The sequence below is a fragment of the Nevskia sp. genome, assembly GCF_051860985.1.
In the GTDB taxonomy this organism is placed as follows: domain Bacteria; phylum Pseudomonadota; class Gammaproteobacteria; order Nevskiales; family Nevskiaceae; genus Nevskia.
This window is the reverse complement of record NZ_JBIMKV010000006.1, coordinates 25,545-42,627: the sequence shown is the minus strand read 5'-3', so window position 1 is coordinate 42,627 and position 17,083 is coordinate 25,545. Positions and strand designations below refer to the sequence as shown.

Sequence of the window (17,083 nt, the reverse complement as noted above, 5' to 3'; positions counted from 1 at the left end):
TGCGCAGCGTAGCTGATCCGAGGCCCGAAAAGTCTCATGATTTCAAGGCTTGCCATGACATCGCGAGGGGCGAACCGCTACCCTGTATCCATGGATTTCGCCTTCACCAAGATGCACGGCCTCGGCAATGATTTCGTCGTCGTCGACGCCACTCGCACCCCGTTTGAACCCGACGCCGCCCTGCTCAGCCGCCTGACCGACCGCCGCTTCGGCATCGGCTGCGACCAAGTGCTGGTAGTCGATCCGCCGCCGGGCGCGGACGTCGACTTCGGCTACCGCATCTACAACGCCGATGGCTCGCAGGTCGGCCAGTGCGGCAATGGCGCGCGCTGCCTGGCCCGCTACATCGCCGAGCATGGCCTGAGCAGCAAGCCGCGCCTGCGCGTGCGCACCCGCAGCGCGCTGCTCGAACTGCGCCAGCAGCCGGACGGCCAGGTGACGGTCGACATGGGTGCGCCGCGCTTCGAGCCGGCCGCCATTCCGCTGGCCGCGCCGGCCCGCGCCGATCATTACGACGCGCTGCTCGCCGACGGCAGCACGGTGCGCTTCGGCGCCGCCGGCATGGGCAACCCGCATGCGGTGATCCGGGTCGACGACGTCGACCGCGCCGAGGTCGCGCGCATCGGCCCGCTGCTGCAGCAGCACCCGCTGTGGCCGGAATCGGTCAACGTCGGTTTCATCCAGATCATCGACCGCCGCCACGCCCGGCTGCGCGTCTACGAGCGTGGTTCCGGCGAAACCCTGGCCTGTGGCAGCGGCGCCTGCGCGGCGTTCGCGGTGGCCCGCGCCTGGGGGCTGCTCGACGCCCGCGCCGAACTGGCGCTGCCCGGCGGCACGCTGATCCTGGAATGGGATGGCGACGCCCAGCACCCGGTGCTGATGACCGGCCCGGCCACTACCGTTTTTGAAGGGAGATTCGAGTGGGCGAACTGACGACCGACCCCGTCGCGCCAGTGGTGGCCGAACCGCCGCCGGCTGCCGCCGTCAGCGAAGCGCAGGTGGTGGCGTTCCTGAAGGCCGATCCGCTGCTGCTGACCCGTCACCCGGTGTTGCTGGAGCAGCTGGAAGTGGCTCACGCGGCCGGCTCGGCGGTGTCGCTGATCGAACGGCAGGTGGAACTGCTGCGCGGCAAGAACCAGCGTCTCGAAGCGCGGCTGGAGAAGCTGATCGACAGCGCCCGGGCCAACGAGGTGCGCGCCGACAAGACCCTGAAGCTGGCGCTGGCGCTGATCCGTGCGCCGTCGCTGGCGGCGATCGCGGCTGCGCTGCGCACTGCAATGCGCGACGACTTCGGCCTCGACGACGTCTTCATCGGCCTGCATCCGCCGCTGTTCAAGCGCCATGACATCGACGGCATCGTGCCGATTGAAGCCGGCGGTGCGATCGCCCGCGCCTGGGACAACTTCCTGCGCACGCGGCTGATCGACTGCGGCCCGATCGATCCCGAGCGGGCGCGGCTGCTGTTCCCGAAATGCGAGGCCACCATTGCTTCGGCCGCCGTCGTGCCGCTGGAACGCGACAAGCACCTGGGTTTCATCGCGCTCGGCTCCGCCGATGCCGACCGCTTTCAGCCCCGTCAGGGCAAGTTGTTTCTGGAGATGACCGCCGAACTGGTATCGGCGGCGATCCGCACCCGGCTCAACTAACCGAATTGCGCCTCGCGCCGCGATCCGGCGCAAAGCTTGCAGCGCAATTCCGCATTCGCCTTTCGTACCCGCATTCGACCCCCCAAGAGCCTGATCCATGAGCATTGCCCGCATCCCCGCCACCCTGATTCCCGGAGACGGAATCGGCCCCGAGATCGTCGACGCCACGCTGGCGGTGCTCGATGCACTGGAGGCGCCGTTCGAATGGGAAACCTGCGTGGCGGGCCTGGCCGGCGTGACCACCGAAGGTGATCCGCTGCCGAAGGCGACGCTCGACTCGATCCGCCGCACCCGGCTGGCGCTGAAAGGGCCGCTGGAAACCCCGAGCGGCGGCGGCTATCGCTCCTCGAACGTGCGGCTGCGCGAGGAATTCCAGCTGTACGCCAACCTGCGCCCGGCGCAGACGCTGATCCCCGGCAAGCGCTACGAAAAGATCGACCTGGTGGTGGTGCGCGAGAACATCGAAGGCCTGTACATGGGCTACGAGCACTTCATCCCGATCGGCGGCGATCCGCACGCGGTCGGCATGTCCACCGGCATCAACACCCGCCAGGGCTGCCGGCGGATTCTCGAATACGCGTTCGAGTACGCCATCGCCACCGGCCGCAAGAAGGTCACCGTGGTGCACAAGGCCAACATCATGAAGGCGCTGACCGGCATCTTCCTGGAGACCGCCCGCGACCTGTACATCGAGAAGGGCTATCACGGCAAAGTGCAGATGAGCGAGATCATCGTCGACGCCTGCGCGATGAAGCTGGTGCTCGATCCCTGGCAGTTCGACGTGCTGGTGACCACCAACCTGTTCGGCGACATTCTCAGCGATCTGGTCGCCGGCCTGATCGGCGGCCTCGGCATGGCGCCGGGTGCGAACATCGGCACCGATGCCGCGATCTTCGAAGCCGTGCACGGCTCGGCACCCGACATCGCCGGCCAGCAGAAGGCCAACCCGACGGCGCTGCTGCTGGCCAGCGCGATGATGCTCGACCACGTCAACCTCACCGACAAGGCCACGCGCCTGCGCCGGGCGATCCACGACACGCTGAACGTCGACAACATCCGCACCGGTGATCTCGGCGGCAGCGCCAACACCACGGCCTATGCGGCAGCGCTGATCGCCCGGATCAGGAACGGCTGAAAGGGCGCCAGCCTCAGGTGAAATCGGTGGACCGGGACAGCGCTTCCCAGGTCCGGATCTCGCGCTGCAGGGCATCGAGCTTGTCGCCGACCAGACGCAGCGCATCGCTGCCCAGCAGCAGGTGCGCGGGCGGCTGATCGGCGGCGACCAGCTGCAGCAGCGCCTGCGCAGCCTTGGCCGGATCGCCCGGCTGGCGGCCGCTGTTGGCCAGGCGCCGTGCCCGCTGCGGATCGAAGCTGCTGTCGTAGTCGGCAATGGCCCGGCCGGCACGGACCATCGAATTGCCAGACCAGTCGGTGCGGAACGAACCGGGCTCCACCGCCGTCACCTTGATGCCCAGCGGCTGCACTTCCTTGCCCAGCGTTTCGGAAATCGCTTCCAGCGCGAACTTGCTGCCGTGGTAGTAGCCGAGCCCCGGGAAGGTGGTCAGGCCACCCATCGAGGTGATGTTGACGATATGGCCGGCGCGGCGCTGGCGCATGAACGGCAGCACCGCCTGGATCAGCGCCACCGGTCCGTAGACATCGACCTCGAACTGCAGGCGCAGCGCGTCGAGCGTCGATTCCTCGATCAGCCCTTCGTGGCCGTAGCCGGCGTTGTTGACCAGCACGTCGATGGCGCCGATGTCGCGTTCGATGCCGGCCACCAGCGGTGCCGCCGCATCGCTGTCGCGGACATCGAACCGGCGGCCGAACGAGCGGCCGGGCTGCAGCGCATCGAAGGCGATGCGCTGAGCCTCGTCGCGAACCGTGCCGACCACGGTATCGCCGGCCGCCAGCGCGGCGTCGGCGAAGGCGCGGCCGAAGCCGCGGGCGGCGCCGGTGATCAGCCAGGTCTTGCGGGTGGGGGTGTTCATCGCGGCAGTCTCCTTGAGGATGCGGGGCGGGCATCCGGGGCGATGACGATAGGCGGCCGGGATTGCTGCAACAATCCATTGCAGATTTCATTGGCCGATGAATTTCATTCATCAATCCATGACCGCGAAACGCATTGATCCCCACCACCTTTCGGTCTTCCTCGCGATCGCCCGGCATCGCAACTTCCGGTTGGCGGCGATCGAGCTGGGCACCACGCCGTCGGCGGTCAGCCACGCGCTGCGGGTGCTGGAGGCGCGCATCGGCCTGCGGCTGGTCAATCGCACGACGCGCAGCGTGGCGCTGACCGAAGCCGGCGAACACCTGCAGGCGCGGGTGCGGCCGGCCTTCGCCGACATCGGCGAAGCGATCGAGGACCTCAACGATTTCCGCGGCAAGCCGGTCGGCAGCCTGCGCATCAATGCGCAGCTGCAGGCGGCCCGGATGGTGCTGATGCCGATCATCGCCGCCTTTCTGGAGGCCTATCCGGGCGTGCGGATCGAACTGGTCGACGACGACAGCGCCAGTCCCGATCTGGTGTCCGGGGGCTACGACGCCGGCGTGCGGATCGGCGAGCGGCTGGCTGCCGACGTGATCGCCGCGCCGATCGGACCGGCGCGGCTGCGCATGGCGGTGGTCGGTGCGCCGGACTACTTCGCGCGCCACCCGGTGCCGGCCGATCCGCGCGAACTGCGCGGGCTGCCGTGCATCCGTTACCGGCTGCGTGGCCGCGAGTTGTATCACTGGGAATTCGGCCGTGACGGCGTCGCGCTGGCGGTCGAGGTCGACGGCCCGCTGACCCTGGGCAGCCAGGAACTGATGCTCGACGCAGCGCTGGCCGGCGCCGGGCTTGCCTACGTGTTCGAGACGCGCGCAGCCCCGTTCACCGCGTCCGGCCAGCTGCGCCGGGTGCTGGCCGACTGGTGCGAGCCGTTCGCCGGATTCTTCCTGTACTACCCGAACCGCCGGCAGCACTCGGCGGCGTTTCGCGCCTTCCTGGCGTTTGTCCGCGCGCAGCCGGCGGGCTAGGGCCTGTCATCAATTACTTCGCTCGTTGCGGCGGAGGTCGTTTTTGCCCAGTGCAACGAACGAGGAGCGGCCAATGGTTGTTCCATTGGCGCGACGAGAGAGGCAGCAATGGGCAAAAACGGCCCCGCCCCGAAGGGTTGCGGCCAAAAGGCCGCCGGGACTTCGTTGCGAACCTCGGCCATAGAATCGCTATGGCCTGCGGTTCGCGCCTCGCCCGGCGGCCTTTTGACCTGCAACGCAGCGACCAAAACAATTGATGACAGGCCCTAGTAGCGCCGGCTCCAGCCGAGATAGAAGGTGTTGACGTACGGCGTCACCGATTCGTAGCCGCCGAGCGCGGTGGCCGACGGGCCGCCGTAGGTGCCTTTCAGGTAGCGGCCGTAGGCGAACTGCAGGTCGTGGCCGGTGGCGAAGGTCCAGGTGAAGCCGCCGGTGACGTTGCGGACCGGGTTCGGCGTCATCAGGTTGAAGCTCGCCGAATTGACGCTGGCATCGCGCTGCGGCCGTTCGCCGTAGGCGAAGCCGGCGCGCAGGGTCAGCGTCGGCAGCGCGGCATAGGCCAGCGCCAGCCGGTAGTTGGTCTGGTTGCGCCAGTTGAAGCCGCTGCCGGTGCTGCTGCCGAGCGGGTTGGCGGCCGGATCGGTCAGCGAGTTCAGCACGCCGTTGCCCAGCGCCTTGATCTGGCCGAAATGGATGCGTTGCCAGTCAAAGCCCATCGTCAGCTTCGGGATCGGCATCACCGCCAGACCGAGGCTCAGATTCTCCGGGATGTCGAACGAGCCGTTGCCGGCCAGCAGGCCGCGATACGACTCGAAGTTCTGCATGTAGACCCGCGTCGAATAGGCCGCACCCAGGTGCAGCCAGGGCAGCAGCTGCCCGTACCAGCCGATGCGGACGCCGGCGCCGAAGGCACCCTCGTAGCCGTTGTTGGTGACCGCATCCGGATGCGCGGACAGGCCTTCGAAAGCCTGCAGGCCATAGGCCTTGAAGCGCTGGTAGGCCAGCAGCGGCGCGATGCCGATGCTCTGGCCCGGCGCATAGCGCCAGCTCAGCGGGGTGGCCATGATCAGCTGGCTGAGGTCGAAGCCCAGCTGACCGCAGCCGAGGAAGAAGTTGCCCGGCTGGTTGCCGCAGCGCGCCGGCGCTGCATTGCTGCCCGGCACCGGCGATTCGGCGCGGTAATCGGTATTCAGGCCGCCGTTGCCGTACAGGCTGATGCCCCAGGACAGCGCCTCGTTGATGCGCGCGACGTAACCGAACTCCGGCAACAGGAACAGCTTGTTCTTGCTGGTGGAGGTCAGATCGAAGTTCGGGTCCGCCGAGCCCTCGCGCTCGATGCGCCGGTTCGGCGAGAACGCCAACAGGCCGAGATCGCGACGGAGGCCGACCGCTGACAGCTTGGCCGGATTGCTGGCCCCGGCGAAGGCATCGAGGCCGATCGCGGTCGAGGTGCCGGCCGACTGCGCCGCTTCCGGGCCGTAGCCCAGCACGAAATAGCCGCCGCCGGCCTGCGCCGGCAAGACGGCAGCAGCGCCGATGGCCAGCCGCCGCCGGCCCCAGATCCCCAGGCTTGAAGCACGCATGATCTCCCCCTTCGCGATGCGGATCGCGGCGCCGTGCTCGCTGCCGGTGAATGCCGGCATGCCGTCAGCGCATGTTTTCGGATGCCGGTCGGCGGTTGCCAGCCCGGCGGTGCCCGGCAATATGCAGTGCTGCCCGGCATTCCGTTATCAGCCAAACGCATGGGCGATATCAGCGCGACAGCGAATTCCTGCCGCGCTGGGGTTTTCCCGGATGCCGCCGCGCTTGGCGGCGTTAGTTGTAGGCACCCACCGTACGGTATCTGCTGATGGATGGGGGGAGAGGCGTGCACGGACCGGCAGTCGGTACAGTGAGCCGGCGCCGCCGCGCCGCCTGCCTGTCCGACTCGCCACCATGCCCGACACGATCACCCTCACCCCCTTCGCCCGTGCCCGCCTGTTTCCGAAGCAGCGCCGCCTGAACACCATCCAGGACATCAGCCCGGCCGAGTTCGTCGCCTATCTGAATGCCCATGCGCCGGCGCGGGTGATCGACGGCTACGCGCCGTTCTGCAAGCTGCACGTGCACCGCAACTGGACCTCGACGCGCTGCCTGACGGTGGCGATCAGCGACGACAACCGGCACCTGCTGCGCTCCGGCTACGAGGCGCGCAGCAAGGACGAGCTGCCGGTGCTGACACGCTGGTTCGAAGGGCTCACGGCGCCGGTCGCGGACTACCTGGTGGTGATCCTGTACAGCCGCGCGCAGATGGAGAAGGAAGGCGAGCCGATCGACGCCGACTGGGGCATCGTCGGCTGCCTGGCCACCACCGAGCCGGAGGAGATTCCGATGGCGCCGATCACCATGATGCGCAACGCGCTCGGCGTCGCCGAAGGCGGCTCGGACGTGCCGCTGGACCGCGCGGCCTACCAGCGCAGCGTCGCCTACTGGGAGCGCCATGCGAACTGGCGGGTGGTGACGCCGGCCGCCGGTAGCTGACCGGGCTGATCTGGCTGATCAGGCCGACCCGCTGGCCATCGGCCGCCCGGCCACCACGCCACTGCGGGACAATGGCGGCCTGACCACGACGAGGACTTCCGGATGCCGGACCGGCTGGATCGGCTGCTGACGCTGTTGGACATCGAAACGCTGGACGCCAACCTGTTTCGCGGCCAGTCGCGCGATGACGGCTTCAAGCAGCTTTATGGCGGCCAGGTGGTCGCGCAGGCGCTGGTGGCGGCGACCCGCACGGTGCCCAAGGACCGGCCGGCGCAGTCGCTGCATGCCTATTTCCTTCGGCCTGGCGATCTGCACCTGCCGATCATCTACGAGGTGGAGCGCATCCGCGACGGCGGCAGCTTCACGACGCGCCGCGTGCAGGCGATCCAGAACAGCGTGCCGATCTTCTCGATGATGGTGTCGTTCCACGCGCCGGAAGATGGCTGGGACCACCAGCCGGCGATGCCGGAGGTGCCGGCGCCCGAAGGGCTGACATCCGGCACCCGGCTATTCGCCGAATGGCAGGCCGGGCCTCCGGAGGCATCGCCGGGGCTGCTCGGCGTGAAGGTGATCGCCGAACGCGCCGGCATCGAGATCCGTCCGGCGCTGGACCTGCAGTCGAAAGCCGGCGAGACACCGGGCCGCCAGCGGCTGTGGATCCGCTGCACCGGCGACCGGCCGCCGCCGCCGGAATGGCATACGGTGCTGCTGGCCTATGCGTCGGATTTCGATCTGATCGGCACCGCCAAGCTGCCGCACGGCGGCTACTACGGCCAGCCGGACATGATGATGGCGAGCCTCGACCATGCGATCTGGTTCCACCGGCCGGCGAATTTCGATGACTGGCTGCTGTACTGCATCGATGCGCCGACCGCCGCTGCCGGCCGCGCCTTCATCACCGGCCGGCTGTACGACCGCGCCGGTCGCCTGGTGGCCAGCACCACGCAGGAAGGGCTGATGCGGCGGCTGCGCGCCCGCGTCTGAAGGCCGAGGACGAGTGCTGAGGCTGCGCGCGCTTCACCAGCCGCCGCGCAGCCGCACCTCGGCTTCCAGCGACATCGCGGTCGGGGTGTCGACGGCGGTGCCGGGCAGCAGCGCATCCGGCCGCTGGGCGCGATCGAACCAGAAGCCGCTGCTGTCCGCGCTGCCGACGCCGACCGCCGGATGGCTGGCCAGCCAGATCATGGTGTCGGCGCCCTGGCGCGGTGTGCGCAGGAACGGCTGCATGCGGCGATCGAAGTCCGGCAGCGACCGGGCCACGCCCGGCGTCGCCGCCCAGCCGGGATGCATCGCATGCCAGGCGATGCGCGGCTCGTCATCGGCCCACAGCCGGGTCAGCGCCAGCAGGCCGCGCTTGGCCCGGGCGTAGGCCTTGGCGCCGTCGAACGGGCCGCGCTGGTAGTCGAGGTCGTCCAGCACCAGCCCCTGCAGGTACAGGCCGCCGGACACCACGTTGATGACCCGGCCGCGCCGCCGGGCCAGCAGCGGCTCCAGGCGCTTGGTCAGCAGCGCCGGGCTCAGCAGGTTGACCGCCAGCGTGCGCTCGTGGCCCTCGGCGGTGGCGCCGCGTTCGGCGAACAGCGCGCCGGCGTTGTTGATCAGCACGTCGAGCTCCGGCTGCTCGGCCAGCAGCCGCTCGGCCAGCCGCTGGGTGTCGGCCAGCGAGGACAGCTCGGCCTCGTAGGGCAGCAGCTCGCAGGGGCCGGCGAAGTGGCGGATCGTCTGCTGGGCTGCCGCCAGCCGGTCCGCGTCGCGGCCGATCAGGATCAGCCGGGCGCCGAGCCGCGCCAGCTCCTGGGCGGCGGCCAGCCCGAGCCCGGCGGTGACGCCGGTGATCGCCACGGTGTGGCCGTCCAGGCGCCGGCTCAGGCCGCGCGAATGCTGGGTGCGCCAGCCGCGCCGGGTGAAGGCGACCATGCCGGGCACGACCAGCTTCTGCGCCAGCCGTTCGCGCTTCGGCAGCTGTTCCGGGCCATCCTCGACCAGCGCCCGGACCAGGCCGGTCATGGCCTGGTCGCCGAGCCGTTCGGCCCAGGGCTTGAGCAGCGGCGCGACGCGTGCCGGCACTGCGTCCCAGCGCATCACGGCCTGGTAGCGGAGCCGGGTGCGGGCCTGTCCACGGGCCTCGAAATCCAGCGTGTCGACCACGGTGAAGCCGGGGCCTTCGCCGTGCAGCACCAGCCGACGGTTCTCGTCGCGCGCCACCAGCCGGTACTGCGCCGGCACCGAGCGGCCGAGCACGTTCAGCCGCAGCGCAAAGGCGCTGCCCGGCTCTGGCGCGCCCGGCGTGGTCTTGTCGGCTTCGAAGACGCCGGGGTCCCATTGCTCGGTGGTCGAGAAATCGGCCAGGTAGCGGAAGCAGTCGGCCAGCGGGCGGTCGAGCACCAGCTCGCGGGTCAGCGGCAGGGTCAGCATGGGCAGTGGAAGGCGGTTCGCGGTGCGGAGCGGGGATGCCAAGCCTAGTGCAGCGCACGTAATCTGTTGTGCGCGCTGCGCGGACGGCAGGGATGTCAGCCGTCGCGACGGCGCAGCTGCTTCAGGCGATAGGCCAGCTGGGGCCGGGTCAGGCCCAGCGCCCGCGCCGCCGCCGACAGGTTGCCGCCGGCCTGGGCCACGGCGTGCTCGATCATCCGCGCCTGCACGGTTTCGATCGACTGGCCGGTGACGGCCTCGGCGACCGACGCCGATTCCGCTGCCGGGCCCGCGTCGTCATGGTCAGCGCGGGCCCGCAGGCTGCCTGCGCGGTCGAGCATCAGCGAGCCGCTGCCCAGCTGCTCGCCGCCGGAGAACAGGTGCACGACATCGATCGCGCCGCCTTCCGGCGCCAGGATCATGCCGCGCTCGACGATGTTCTCCAGCTCGCGGATGTTGCCGGGCCAGCTGTAGCTGAGCATCGCGTCGATCGCCTGCGCGGTGAAGCCGGTGGCGCTGCGGCCGTTGCGCTGGTTGAACTTGCGCAGGAAGTGATTCATGAAGATCGGGATGTCTTCGCGGCGCTGGCGCAGCGGCGGCACGGTGATCGGGAACACGTTGAGCCGGAAGAACAGGTCTTCGCGGAAGCGCCGGGCACGGACTTCCTCGCGCAGGTCGAGATTGGTGGCGGCCACCAGCCGCACATCGACCTTGTGGGTGCGGGTGCCGCCAACCCGCTCGATCTCGCGCTCCTGCAGCGCGCGCAGCAGCTTGCCTTGTGCGGTCCAGCTGAGGATGCCGATCTCGTCCAGGAACAGCGTGCCGCCGTCGGCGCGTTCGAAGCGGCCGGGCCGGGCGGTGGCGGCGCCGGTGAAGGCGCCGCGTTCGACGCCGAACAGCTCGGATTCGATCAGGTTTTCCGGGATTGCCGCGCAGTTGATCGCCACGAACGGTCCGGCCGCGCGCTTGCTGACCCGGTGCAGGCTGCGCGCCAGCACTTCCTTGCCGACGCCGCTTTCGCCGAGGAACAGCACCGTGGCCTGGGTATCGGCCACCCGGCGCACCATGTGGCAGGCGGCGTTGAAGCCGGCCGAAGCGCCGACCACGTCGGCATCGCCAAGCAGATCCTGGGCCGCGCTGCCGACCGGCGTGGCGGCGGCGGTGGCCAGGCCGGCGGTCAGCGCATCGGCACGCAGGAAGGCGAGATCGCCGCTGGCATCGCCCCAGGCTTCCACCGGCTTGCCGACGATCCGGCAGTGCGGCGCGCCCTGCGCCCGGCATTCCACTTCCCGGAACAGCACCGGCCGGCCCATGAAGCGGCTGATGAAGCCGGCGGCGTAGCCGATCTGCTGCCAGCAGGCCGGTTCGCGGCCGATGCCGTACTGGCGGATGTGCTCCTCGGCCTCCGCCGAGCCGTGCCAGATGAACTCGCCGTCGAAATGGCCCCTTTCCTCGTCGATTTCCATGCGCACCGGCTCGACCCGCGCCGTGCCTTCCAGCATGTGCAGCTGCGGGCCGCCGAACACGGCGGCGTCGGCGCCGCCGGCGTCGCGCAGCTTGCGCGACAGCTCAGCGTCGTGGGAGCCGGAGTTGTAGCCGATGCGGGTCAGCAGGCCGCGGGCGCGATCGGTGCCAAGGCTTTCGATCAGCTCCCGGCGCAGCACGCCGAAGGCCGAGCTGTGCATCAGCAGCATCCGCTGGTCGTCGAGCCAGATCCGGCCTTCCTCCGGCTGGAAGCGCACCCGGGCCAGCAGGTCGCTGAGGTCCGGGTACAGCAGCGGTGCCGGGGCGGCGGCAGGCGGGGGTAGCGGCATGGTTGGAAATCAGCGGCGGGGCTTGATCAACAGGTTAATCAAATTGATCAAATCACGGCCGGCCGGGATCGCCGAATTTGATGAAAAGATCAAATCGGCTTGCCGCAGGATGGCCGAGACGGGCCGCACCGGGATCGCCGATTTTCCATCAATACTCGTCTATTCAAATACTTGTGCTGCATTTATGGCGCCGGCACAAGCGCTGCGGCCGGCTGGCACGCTCGGTGCAGACCTTCTGACAAGACATCAGGCCAAGACCTGATCACCGGCGGGCACCAGCCTGCCGTGCGGTGCGAACGGAGAACGAGATGACGGTGGTGTCCCTGCATCCCGAGCGGAACCCGCTCGGGGCTCAACAGCGCTATGTGCGCCTGCGCGAACAGCGCGACGACGGCTTCGTGATTTTCGATTTCGCGATCGGCGATCCCCAGCTCGCCTGCGAACTGATCATGCCGCAGGCCGCCTACCGGGAATTCTGCGTGGCCAACCACGTCGTCCATCTCAGCGAACACCAGGCCGAGCAGATCGACCGCGAAGCGCTGAAGTGGCGCTACGGCCAGCCCGGCATCAGCGAATAAACCAGAACCCGATCAGGAGGAATCATGACCGTCGAGATCCGCACCAAGGGCGTCAAGCCGCTGGCCAGCAGCTTCGGGCATCTGCAGCGCCGCTTCGGCGACAAGCCGGCGACCCGCTACCAGGAAGCGACGTTCGACATCCAGTCGACCGCCAACTTCCACTACAAGCCGCTGTGGGACCCGGAGCGCGAGATGTTCGACGCGCGCCGCACCGCGATCGTCATGAAGGACTGGTACGCGTTGAAGGACCCGCGCCAGTTCTACTACGGCAACTACACGATGACGCGCGCCAAGCAGCAGGACGCCATCGACCGCACGCTGGATTTCGTCGAGAAGCGCGACCTGCTGCGCGGCCTGTCGCAGGACACCCGCGCGCTGATCGTCCACGCCATCGTGCCGCTGCGGCATTACGAATGGGGTGCGAACACCAACAGCGCCCACGTCGCCGCCTACGGCTTCGGCACGGCCATCACCTCGCCGGCCATGATGAATACCGCCGACCGGCTCGGCATGGCCCAGCACATCTCGCGCATCGGCCTGCTGATCGACGGCAACAGCGGCGATTCGCTGCTCGCCGCCCAGGCGCTGTGGACCGATCACGCCGACTGGCAGCCGCTGCGCCGCGAAGTGGAGCGGATGTTCGTGACCCGCGACTGGTTCGAGGTGTTCGTCGCCCAGCTGCTGGTGGCCGACGCGCTGGTCTACCCGCTGTTCTTCCAGCAGATCGATGCCGCGATCGCCGGCGACAGCGGCTCCGCGCTGTCCTCGCTCAGCGATGCGCTGATGCGCTGGTTTGAAGAAACCGCCAAGTGGATCGACGCGGTGATCAAGACCGCCGCTGCCGAAAGCGCCGACAACAAGGCCCTGCTGTCGGGCTGGGTGCAGACCTGGCGAGACCGGCTGCTGCCGACGCTGACCCCGATTGCGCAGCGTGCGCTCGGCAACAAGGCCGACGACGCGCTGGCCGCGACGACGGCTGCCCTCAATGCCCGCGCTGTCAAGCTCGGCCTCGCTGTCTGAACCTGGACTCCACTTCCCTCATGGCCACCACCAGCACCCAGCCGGTCTTCATCGCGCTGCAAGCCAACAACGACACGCTGCCGATCATCGAAGCCATCCGGCAGGACAACCCGAACGCCGTCGTCCACGACTATCCGGCGATGGTCAAGATCGACTGCCCGGGACGGCTGGTGATCCGCCGCGAGACGGTGGAGGAACACCTGGGACGCGAATTCGACCTGCGCGAGATCCAGGTCAACATGATTTCCATCGCCGGCAACGTCGACGAATCCGAGGATGAATTCGTCCTGGAGTGGAAGTCGGCCTGACCCGCTTCGGCCGCCGCTGCGGATCACACGCCGCACCCGGCCCCGCTTTCCTGATTCAGATCCTTCCTTGCATCGATACGGAGACATCACCATGGCCGCAGAAGGCAACAGCAAGCCCGCGAAGAAGCTCAGCCTGAAGGAAAACTACGCGCTGCTGACGCGTGGACTGGGCTGGGAACCGAGCTACGAGAAGAAGGAAGACATCTTCCGCTTCATCAACTTCGAAGGCGTGAAGATCCACGACTGGGACAAGTGGGAAGACCCGTTCCGGCTGACCATGGACGCCTACTGGAAGTACCAGGGCGAGAAGGAACGCAAGCTCTACGCGATCGTCGACGCCTTCCAGCAGCATAACGGCCAGTTCAATGTCACCGACGCCCGCTACGTGCAGGCGCTCAAGCTGTTCATCAACGGCATCACCGAACTGGAGTACGACAGCCACCGCGGCTTCAACATCCTGGCGCGTGAATTCCCCGGCGTCGGCCCGCGCATCGCAGCCCAGATGCAGTCGCTCGACGAGCTGCGCCACGCGACCACGCAGATCCACACCATCAGCCAGTACGCGAAGTACTTCACCGGGATGAACGAGTTCCCGTACCAGTTCGACCGCGTCTGGTACCTGTCGATCCCGAAGTCGTTCTTCGAGGACGCCGTGACCTCGGGTCCGTTCGAATTCATCGTCGCGATCAGCTTCGCCTTCGAGTACGTGCTGACCAACCTCGCGTTCATGCCGTGGATGTCGGGCGCGGCGTTCAACGGCGACATGGCCACCGTCAGCTTCGGCTTCTCGGCGCAGTCCGACGAAGCGCGGCACATGACGCTTGGCATCGAAGTGATCAAGTTCCTGCTCGAGCAGGACCCGGGCAACGTGCCGCTGGTCCAGAAGTGGATCGACAAGTGGTTCTGGCGCGGCTACCGCCTGCTGTCGCTCCTGGCGACGATGATGGATTACATGCTGCCGAAGCGGGTCATGGCCTGGAACGAGGCCTGGGAGATCTACTACGAACAGAACGGCGGCGCGCTGTTCGCCGATCTTGCCCGCTACGGCATCAAGCCGCCGAAGCGCGCGCCGGAAACGATTGCCGAGAAGGGCCACGTTGCCCACCAGATGTGGAGCGTGTTCTACACCAACCGCGACGCCGTCGGCTTCCAGATGTGGCTGCCGTCGGAAGAGGAAATGGCCTGGATGTCCGAGAAGTATCCGGACACCTTCGACCAGTACTACCGGCCGCGCTACGAATACTGGAAGTCGCTGGAAGCGGCCGGCACGCCGTTCAAGAACACCACGCTGCCGCAGCTCTGCCAGGTCTGTCAGTGGCCGTGCCTGTTCACCGAAAGCGGTGACCCGACCAGCTTGAGCCTGCGCGAGAGCGAATATCAGGGCCAGACCTTCCACACCTGCTCGGACGGCTGCAAGGACATCTTCGACGACACGCCGGAAAAGTACGTGCACGCCTGGCTGCCGGTGCACCAGATCTACCAGGGCAACTGCTTCCTGCCCGGCGTCGATCCGACCGCGCCGGACTTCAACCCGATGTACGAGGCGCTGCGCTACATGGGCATCAAGCCGGGCATTGATGGCGGCGACTACAAGGGCAGTGCCGACGCCACCAACTGGGAGAACTGGACCTCGCGTCCGGCCAACATCCACGAAGGCGCGTACACCGACGCGGTGCGCGACACCGCGAATCCGGCCGACGCCAGCGCTCGCAAGGCCGGCTGAACAGGAGCAACGCCATGCCCGCCTGCAATGTCATCGTCCTGAAAGGGCACCCGCTGGTCACGCTCAAGCAGCTGGTCGTGGAGTGCTCGGAAACCCTGGCCGGGATCATCGGCGCCCCGAAGGATCGACTCGAAGTCTGGGTCACCGAAGTGGAGCCGGCGCTCTGGGGCCTGTCCGGCCAGCCCGGCGACGAGGTGCTGCAAGCGGCCAGTCGTGCCGAGGTCGAAATGCCGTTCATCCGGATGGTGCTGCTGCAGGGCCGGCCGGTCGAGCAGCACCACCAGCTGATCGCCGAGATGTCCGCCGTCGTCGCCCGCGTGCTCGGCGCCAACATCGAACGGATCCGGCTGCAGATCGACGAAGTACATCCGGATCGCTGGGGCATCGGCGGCGTGCCCGCCAGCGTGCGCCGGGCGGCGGAAATTGCGGCGCGTGCAGCGACTGCCTGAACTACAGAACCTGAGGAGAACAATCATGCCCATCAAGGCCATTACCCCGGATTACCACGGCGATTTCAAGGATGGCGTGGAGAAGTTCCACGGCAACCAGATCGTCAACATCCACTGGGAAAAGCACCTGATGTTCGCCTGGCCGATGTGCGTGCCGCTGCCGCCGGCCATGCCGTTCGGCGCGCTGATCGAAGGCGTGCTGCCCGGCATCTTCGGCAAGCACCCGGACTTCGCGAAGATCGACTGGAGCCGTGTCGAGTGGAGTACCTCGAAAGGGGCGTTCACGCCCGACCCGGCGAAGTCGCTGACCGACAACGGCATCGGCCACAAGACCACCATCCGCTTCCGCACACCGGGCCTCAACGGCGTCAACGGCAACGCGGTCTGCTGAACCCCGCCGTCCGCCCACTCCACTCCTCGACCAGGCCCGGTCCGCGCAGGCAAGCCCTGCGCGGACCGGCGCTGCAGAACGCCACTGACTCGAATGACCTACGAACTCACCATTGAACCGCTCGGCCAGACCATCACGGTCGAAGACGAGCAGACCATCCTCGACGCCTGCCTGCGGGCCGGCATCTGGTTGCCGCATGCCTGCTGCCATGGCCTGTGCGCGACCTGCAAGGTGCAGGTGGTCGACGGCGACATCGAGCATGGCGAGGCGTCACCGTTCGCGTTGATGGACTTCGAGCGCGACGAGCGCAAGACGCTGGCCTGCTGCGCCACCTTGCAGTCCAACGTCACCATCGAGGCGGACATCGACGAGGAGCCGGATGCCGAAGTCATCCCGGTGCGCGACTTCGAAGGCACGGTCAGCCGCATCGAGGACCTGACGCCCACCATCAAGGGCATCTGGATCAAGCTCGACGAGACGATGCATTTCCAGGCCGGGCAGTACGTCAACATCACCATCGGCGATCTGGGCTTCTCGCGGCCGTTCTCGCTGGCCAACGCGCCGTCGACCGACAACGAGATCGAGCTGAACGTCCGCATCATCGCCGGCGGCGTCGGCACCACCTGGCTGCACAACGACCTGAAGGTCGGCGACCGCGCCAGGATCGCCGGCCCGTACGGCCGCTTCTTCGTCCGCAAGTCGGCACAGAGCGCCAGCCTGTTCATGGCTGGCGGCTCCGGCCTGTCGAGCCCGCGCAGCATGATTCTCGACCTGCTCGAAAGTGGCAGCACGCTGCCGATCACCCTGGTCTACGGCCAGCGCGTGCGCGCCGAGCTGTACTACCACGACGAGTTCGTCGCGCTCAGCCAGCAGTACCCGAACTTCACCTATGTGCCGGCGCTGTCCAGCGAGCCGGAGGGCAGCGACTGGACCGGCTTCCGCGGCTTCGTGCACGACGCGGCCAAGGCCCACTTCAACAACGATTTCCGTGGCAACAAGGCCTACCTGTGCGGCCCGCCGATGATGATCGACGCCTGCATCACCACGCTGATGCAGGGCCGGCTGTTCGAGCGCGACATCTACCAGGAGAAGTTCCTGTCCGCAGCTGATGCGCAGCAGGTCCGCAGCCCGCTGTTCCGCAAGATCTGAGGTCTGCACCGCACGGGGTGCCTGCGTATAGTCGCTGCGGGCACCCCGGATCGAG

18 protein-coding genes are annotated in these 17,083 nt (G+C 67.9%); 14 read left to right on the top strand and 4 right to left on the bottom strand.

Going from position 1 to position 17,083, the window contains the following annotated elements; genetic code table 11:
• Window positions 1-90 precede the first annotated feature (90 nt).
• The 3 genes from dapF to ACTIGJ_RS07755 all read left to right on the top strand — a co-directional run bounded on the left by dapF (window position 91) and on the right by ACTIGJ_RS07755 (window position 2,781).
• Window positions 91-933, top strand: coding sequence for a diaminopimelate epimerase (gene dapF / locus ACTIGJ_RS07765; protein WP_439639723.1), 843 nt, complete (start codon window positions 91-93; stop codon window positions 931-933).
• Window positions 921-1,646 carry a DUF484 family protein gene (locus tag ACTIGJ_RS07760; RefSeq protein ID WP_439639722.1) on the top strand — a complete coding sequence of 242 codons (726 nt, stop codon included), beginning with the start codon at window positions 921-923 and terminating at the stop codon, window positions 1,644-1,646. The genes dapF and ACTIGJ_RS07760 overlap by 13 nt, the downstream gene beginning before the upstream one ends.
• Before the next feature lie 97 nt (window positions 1,647-1,743).
• Window positions 1,744-2,781, top strand: a complete 1,038-nt coding sequence (locus tag ACTIGJ_RS07755) for an isocitrate/isopropylmalate dehydrogenase family protein (RefSeq protein ID WP_439639721.1) — start codon at window positions 1,744-1,746, stop codon at window positions 2,779-2,781.
• 13 nt (window positions 2,782-2,794) lie between these two features.
• Here the strand turns inward: ACTIGJ_RS07755 and ACTIGJ_RS07750 are convergent, their stop codons facing one another.
• The gene (locus tag ACTIGJ_RS07750) at window positions 2,795-3,637 is read right to left on the bottom strand and encodes an oxidoreductase (RefSeq protein WP_439639720.1); all 843 of its coding nucleotides are present in this window, start codon (window positions 3,635-3,637) and stop codon (window positions 2,795-2,797) included.
• A gap of 118 nt (window positions 3,638-3,755) precedes the next feature.
• Between ACTIGJ_RS07750 and ACTIGJ_RS07745 the strand changes: the two genes are divergently transcribed.
• The gene (locus ACTIGJ_RS07745; RefSeq protein ID WP_439639719.1) at window positions 3,756-4,664 is read left to right on the top strand and encodes a LysR family transcriptional regulator; all 909 of its coding nucleotides are present in this window, start codon (window positions 3,756-3,758) and stop codon (window positions 4,662-4,664) included.
• Between the two features lie 266 nt (window positions 4,665-4,930).
• Here the strand turns inward: ACTIGJ_RS07745 and ACTIGJ_RS07740 are convergent, their stop codons facing one another.
• Complete coding sequence (locus ACTIGJ_RS07740; RefSeq protein ID WP_439639718.1) at window positions 4,931-6,307, bottom strand: OmpP1/FadL family transporter; 1,377 nt, start codon at window positions 6,305-6,307, stop codon at window positions 4,931-4,933.
• A gap of 292 nt (window positions 6,308-6,599) precedes the next feature.
• Here ACTIGJ_RS07740 and ACTIGJ_RS07735 point away from each other — a divergent pair, with 292 nt between their 5' ends.
• A complete protein-coding gene (locus ACTIGJ_RS07735) occupies window positions 6,600-7,184 on the top strand; it encodes a DUF3228 family protein (protein WP_439639717.1) in 585 nt (194 codons plus the stop codon).
• A 102-nt stretch (window positions 7,185-7,286) separates the two neighbouring features.
• Window positions 7,287-8,168 (top strand): acyl-CoA thioesterase, encoded by an 882-nt coding sequence (locus tag ACTIGJ_RS07730; RefSeq protein WP_439639716.1) that lies wholly within the window; start codon window positions 7,287-7,289, stop codon window positions 8,166-8,168.
• Between the two features lie 33 nt (window positions 8,169-8,201).
• Here the strand turns inward: ACTIGJ_RS07730 and ACTIGJ_RS07725 are convergent, their stop codons facing one another.
• Complete coding sequence (locus tag ACTIGJ_RS07725; protein ID WP_439639715.1) at window positions 8,202-9,599, bottom strand: SDR family NAD(P)-dependent oxidoreductase; 1,398 nt, start codon at window positions 9,597-9,599, stop codon at window positions 8,202-8,204.
• A 95-nt stretch (window positions 9,600-9,694) separates the two neighbouring features.
• A complete protein-coding gene (locus tag ACTIGJ_RS07720; protein WP_439639714.1) occupies window positions 9,695-11,410 on the bottom strand; it encodes a sigma 54-interacting transcriptional regulator in 1,716 nt (571 codons plus the stop codon).
• Between ACTIGJ_RS07720 and ACTIGJ_RS07715 the strand changes: the two genes are divergently transcribed.
• From ACTIGJ_RS07715 to ACTIGJ_RS07680, 8 genes are all read left to right on the top strand, one after another.
• Window positions 11,409-11,672, top strand: coding sequence for a hypothetical protein (locus ACTIGJ_RS07715; protein ID WP_439639713.1), 264 nt, complete (start codon window positions 11,409-11,411; stop codon window positions 11,670-11,672). The genes ACTIGJ_RS07720 and ACTIGJ_RS07715 overlap by 2 nt on opposite strands.
• Before the next feature lie 46 nt (window positions 11,673-11,718).
• Window positions 11,719-11,988 carry a phenol hydroxylase subunit gene (locus ACTIGJ_RS07710; protein ID WP_439639712.1) on the top strand — a complete coding sequence of 90 codons (270 nt, stop codon included), beginning with the start codon at window positions 11,719-11,721 and terminating at the stop codon, window positions 11,986-11,988.
• A gap of 24 nt (window positions 11,989-12,012) precedes the next feature.
• Window positions 12,013-13,008 (top strand): aromatic/alkene monooxygenase hydroxylase subunit beta, encoded by a 996-nt coding sequence (locus ACTIGJ_RS07705; RefSeq protein ID WP_439639711.1) that lies wholly within the window; start codon window positions 12,013-12,015, stop codon window positions 13,006-13,008.
• 20 nt (window positions 13,009-13,028) lie between these two features.
• Window positions 13,029-13,316, top strand: a complete 288-nt coding sequence (locus ACTIGJ_RS07700; protein ID WP_439639710.1) for an MmoB/DmpM family protein — start codon at window positions 13,029-13,031, stop codon at window positions 13,314-13,316.
• 91 nt (window positions 13,317-13,407) lie between these two features.
• Window positions 13,408-15,039 carry a YHS domain-containing protein gene (locus ACTIGJ_RS07695; RefSeq protein ID WP_439639709.1) on the top strand — a complete coding sequence of 544 codons (1,632 nt, stop codon included), beginning with the start codon at window positions 13,408-13,410 and terminating at the stop codon, window positions 15,037-15,039.
• A 14-nt stretch (window positions 15,040-15,053) separates the two neighbouring features.
• Window positions 15,054-15,488 (top strand): tautomerase family protein, encoded by a 435-nt coding sequence (locus ACTIGJ_RS07690; protein ID WP_439639708.1) that lies wholly within the window; start codon window positions 15,054-15,056, stop codon window positions 15,486-15,488.
• Window positions 15,489-15,513: 25 nt separating this feature from the next.
• Entirely contained in the window at window positions 15,514-15,879 is a 366-nt protein-coding gene (locus ACTIGJ_RS07685) for a phenol hydroxylase subunit P4 (RefSeq protein ID WP_439639707.1), read from the top strand.
• 93 nt (window positions 15,880-15,972) lie between these two features.
• Window positions 15,973-17,028, top strand: a complete 1,056-nt coding sequence (locus ACTIGJ_RS07680; protein WP_439639706.1) for an NADH:ubiquinone reductase (Na(+)-transporting) subunit F — start codon at window positions 15,973-15,975, stop codon at window positions 17,026-17,028.
• Window positions 17,029-17,083: the final 55 nt, after the last annotated feature.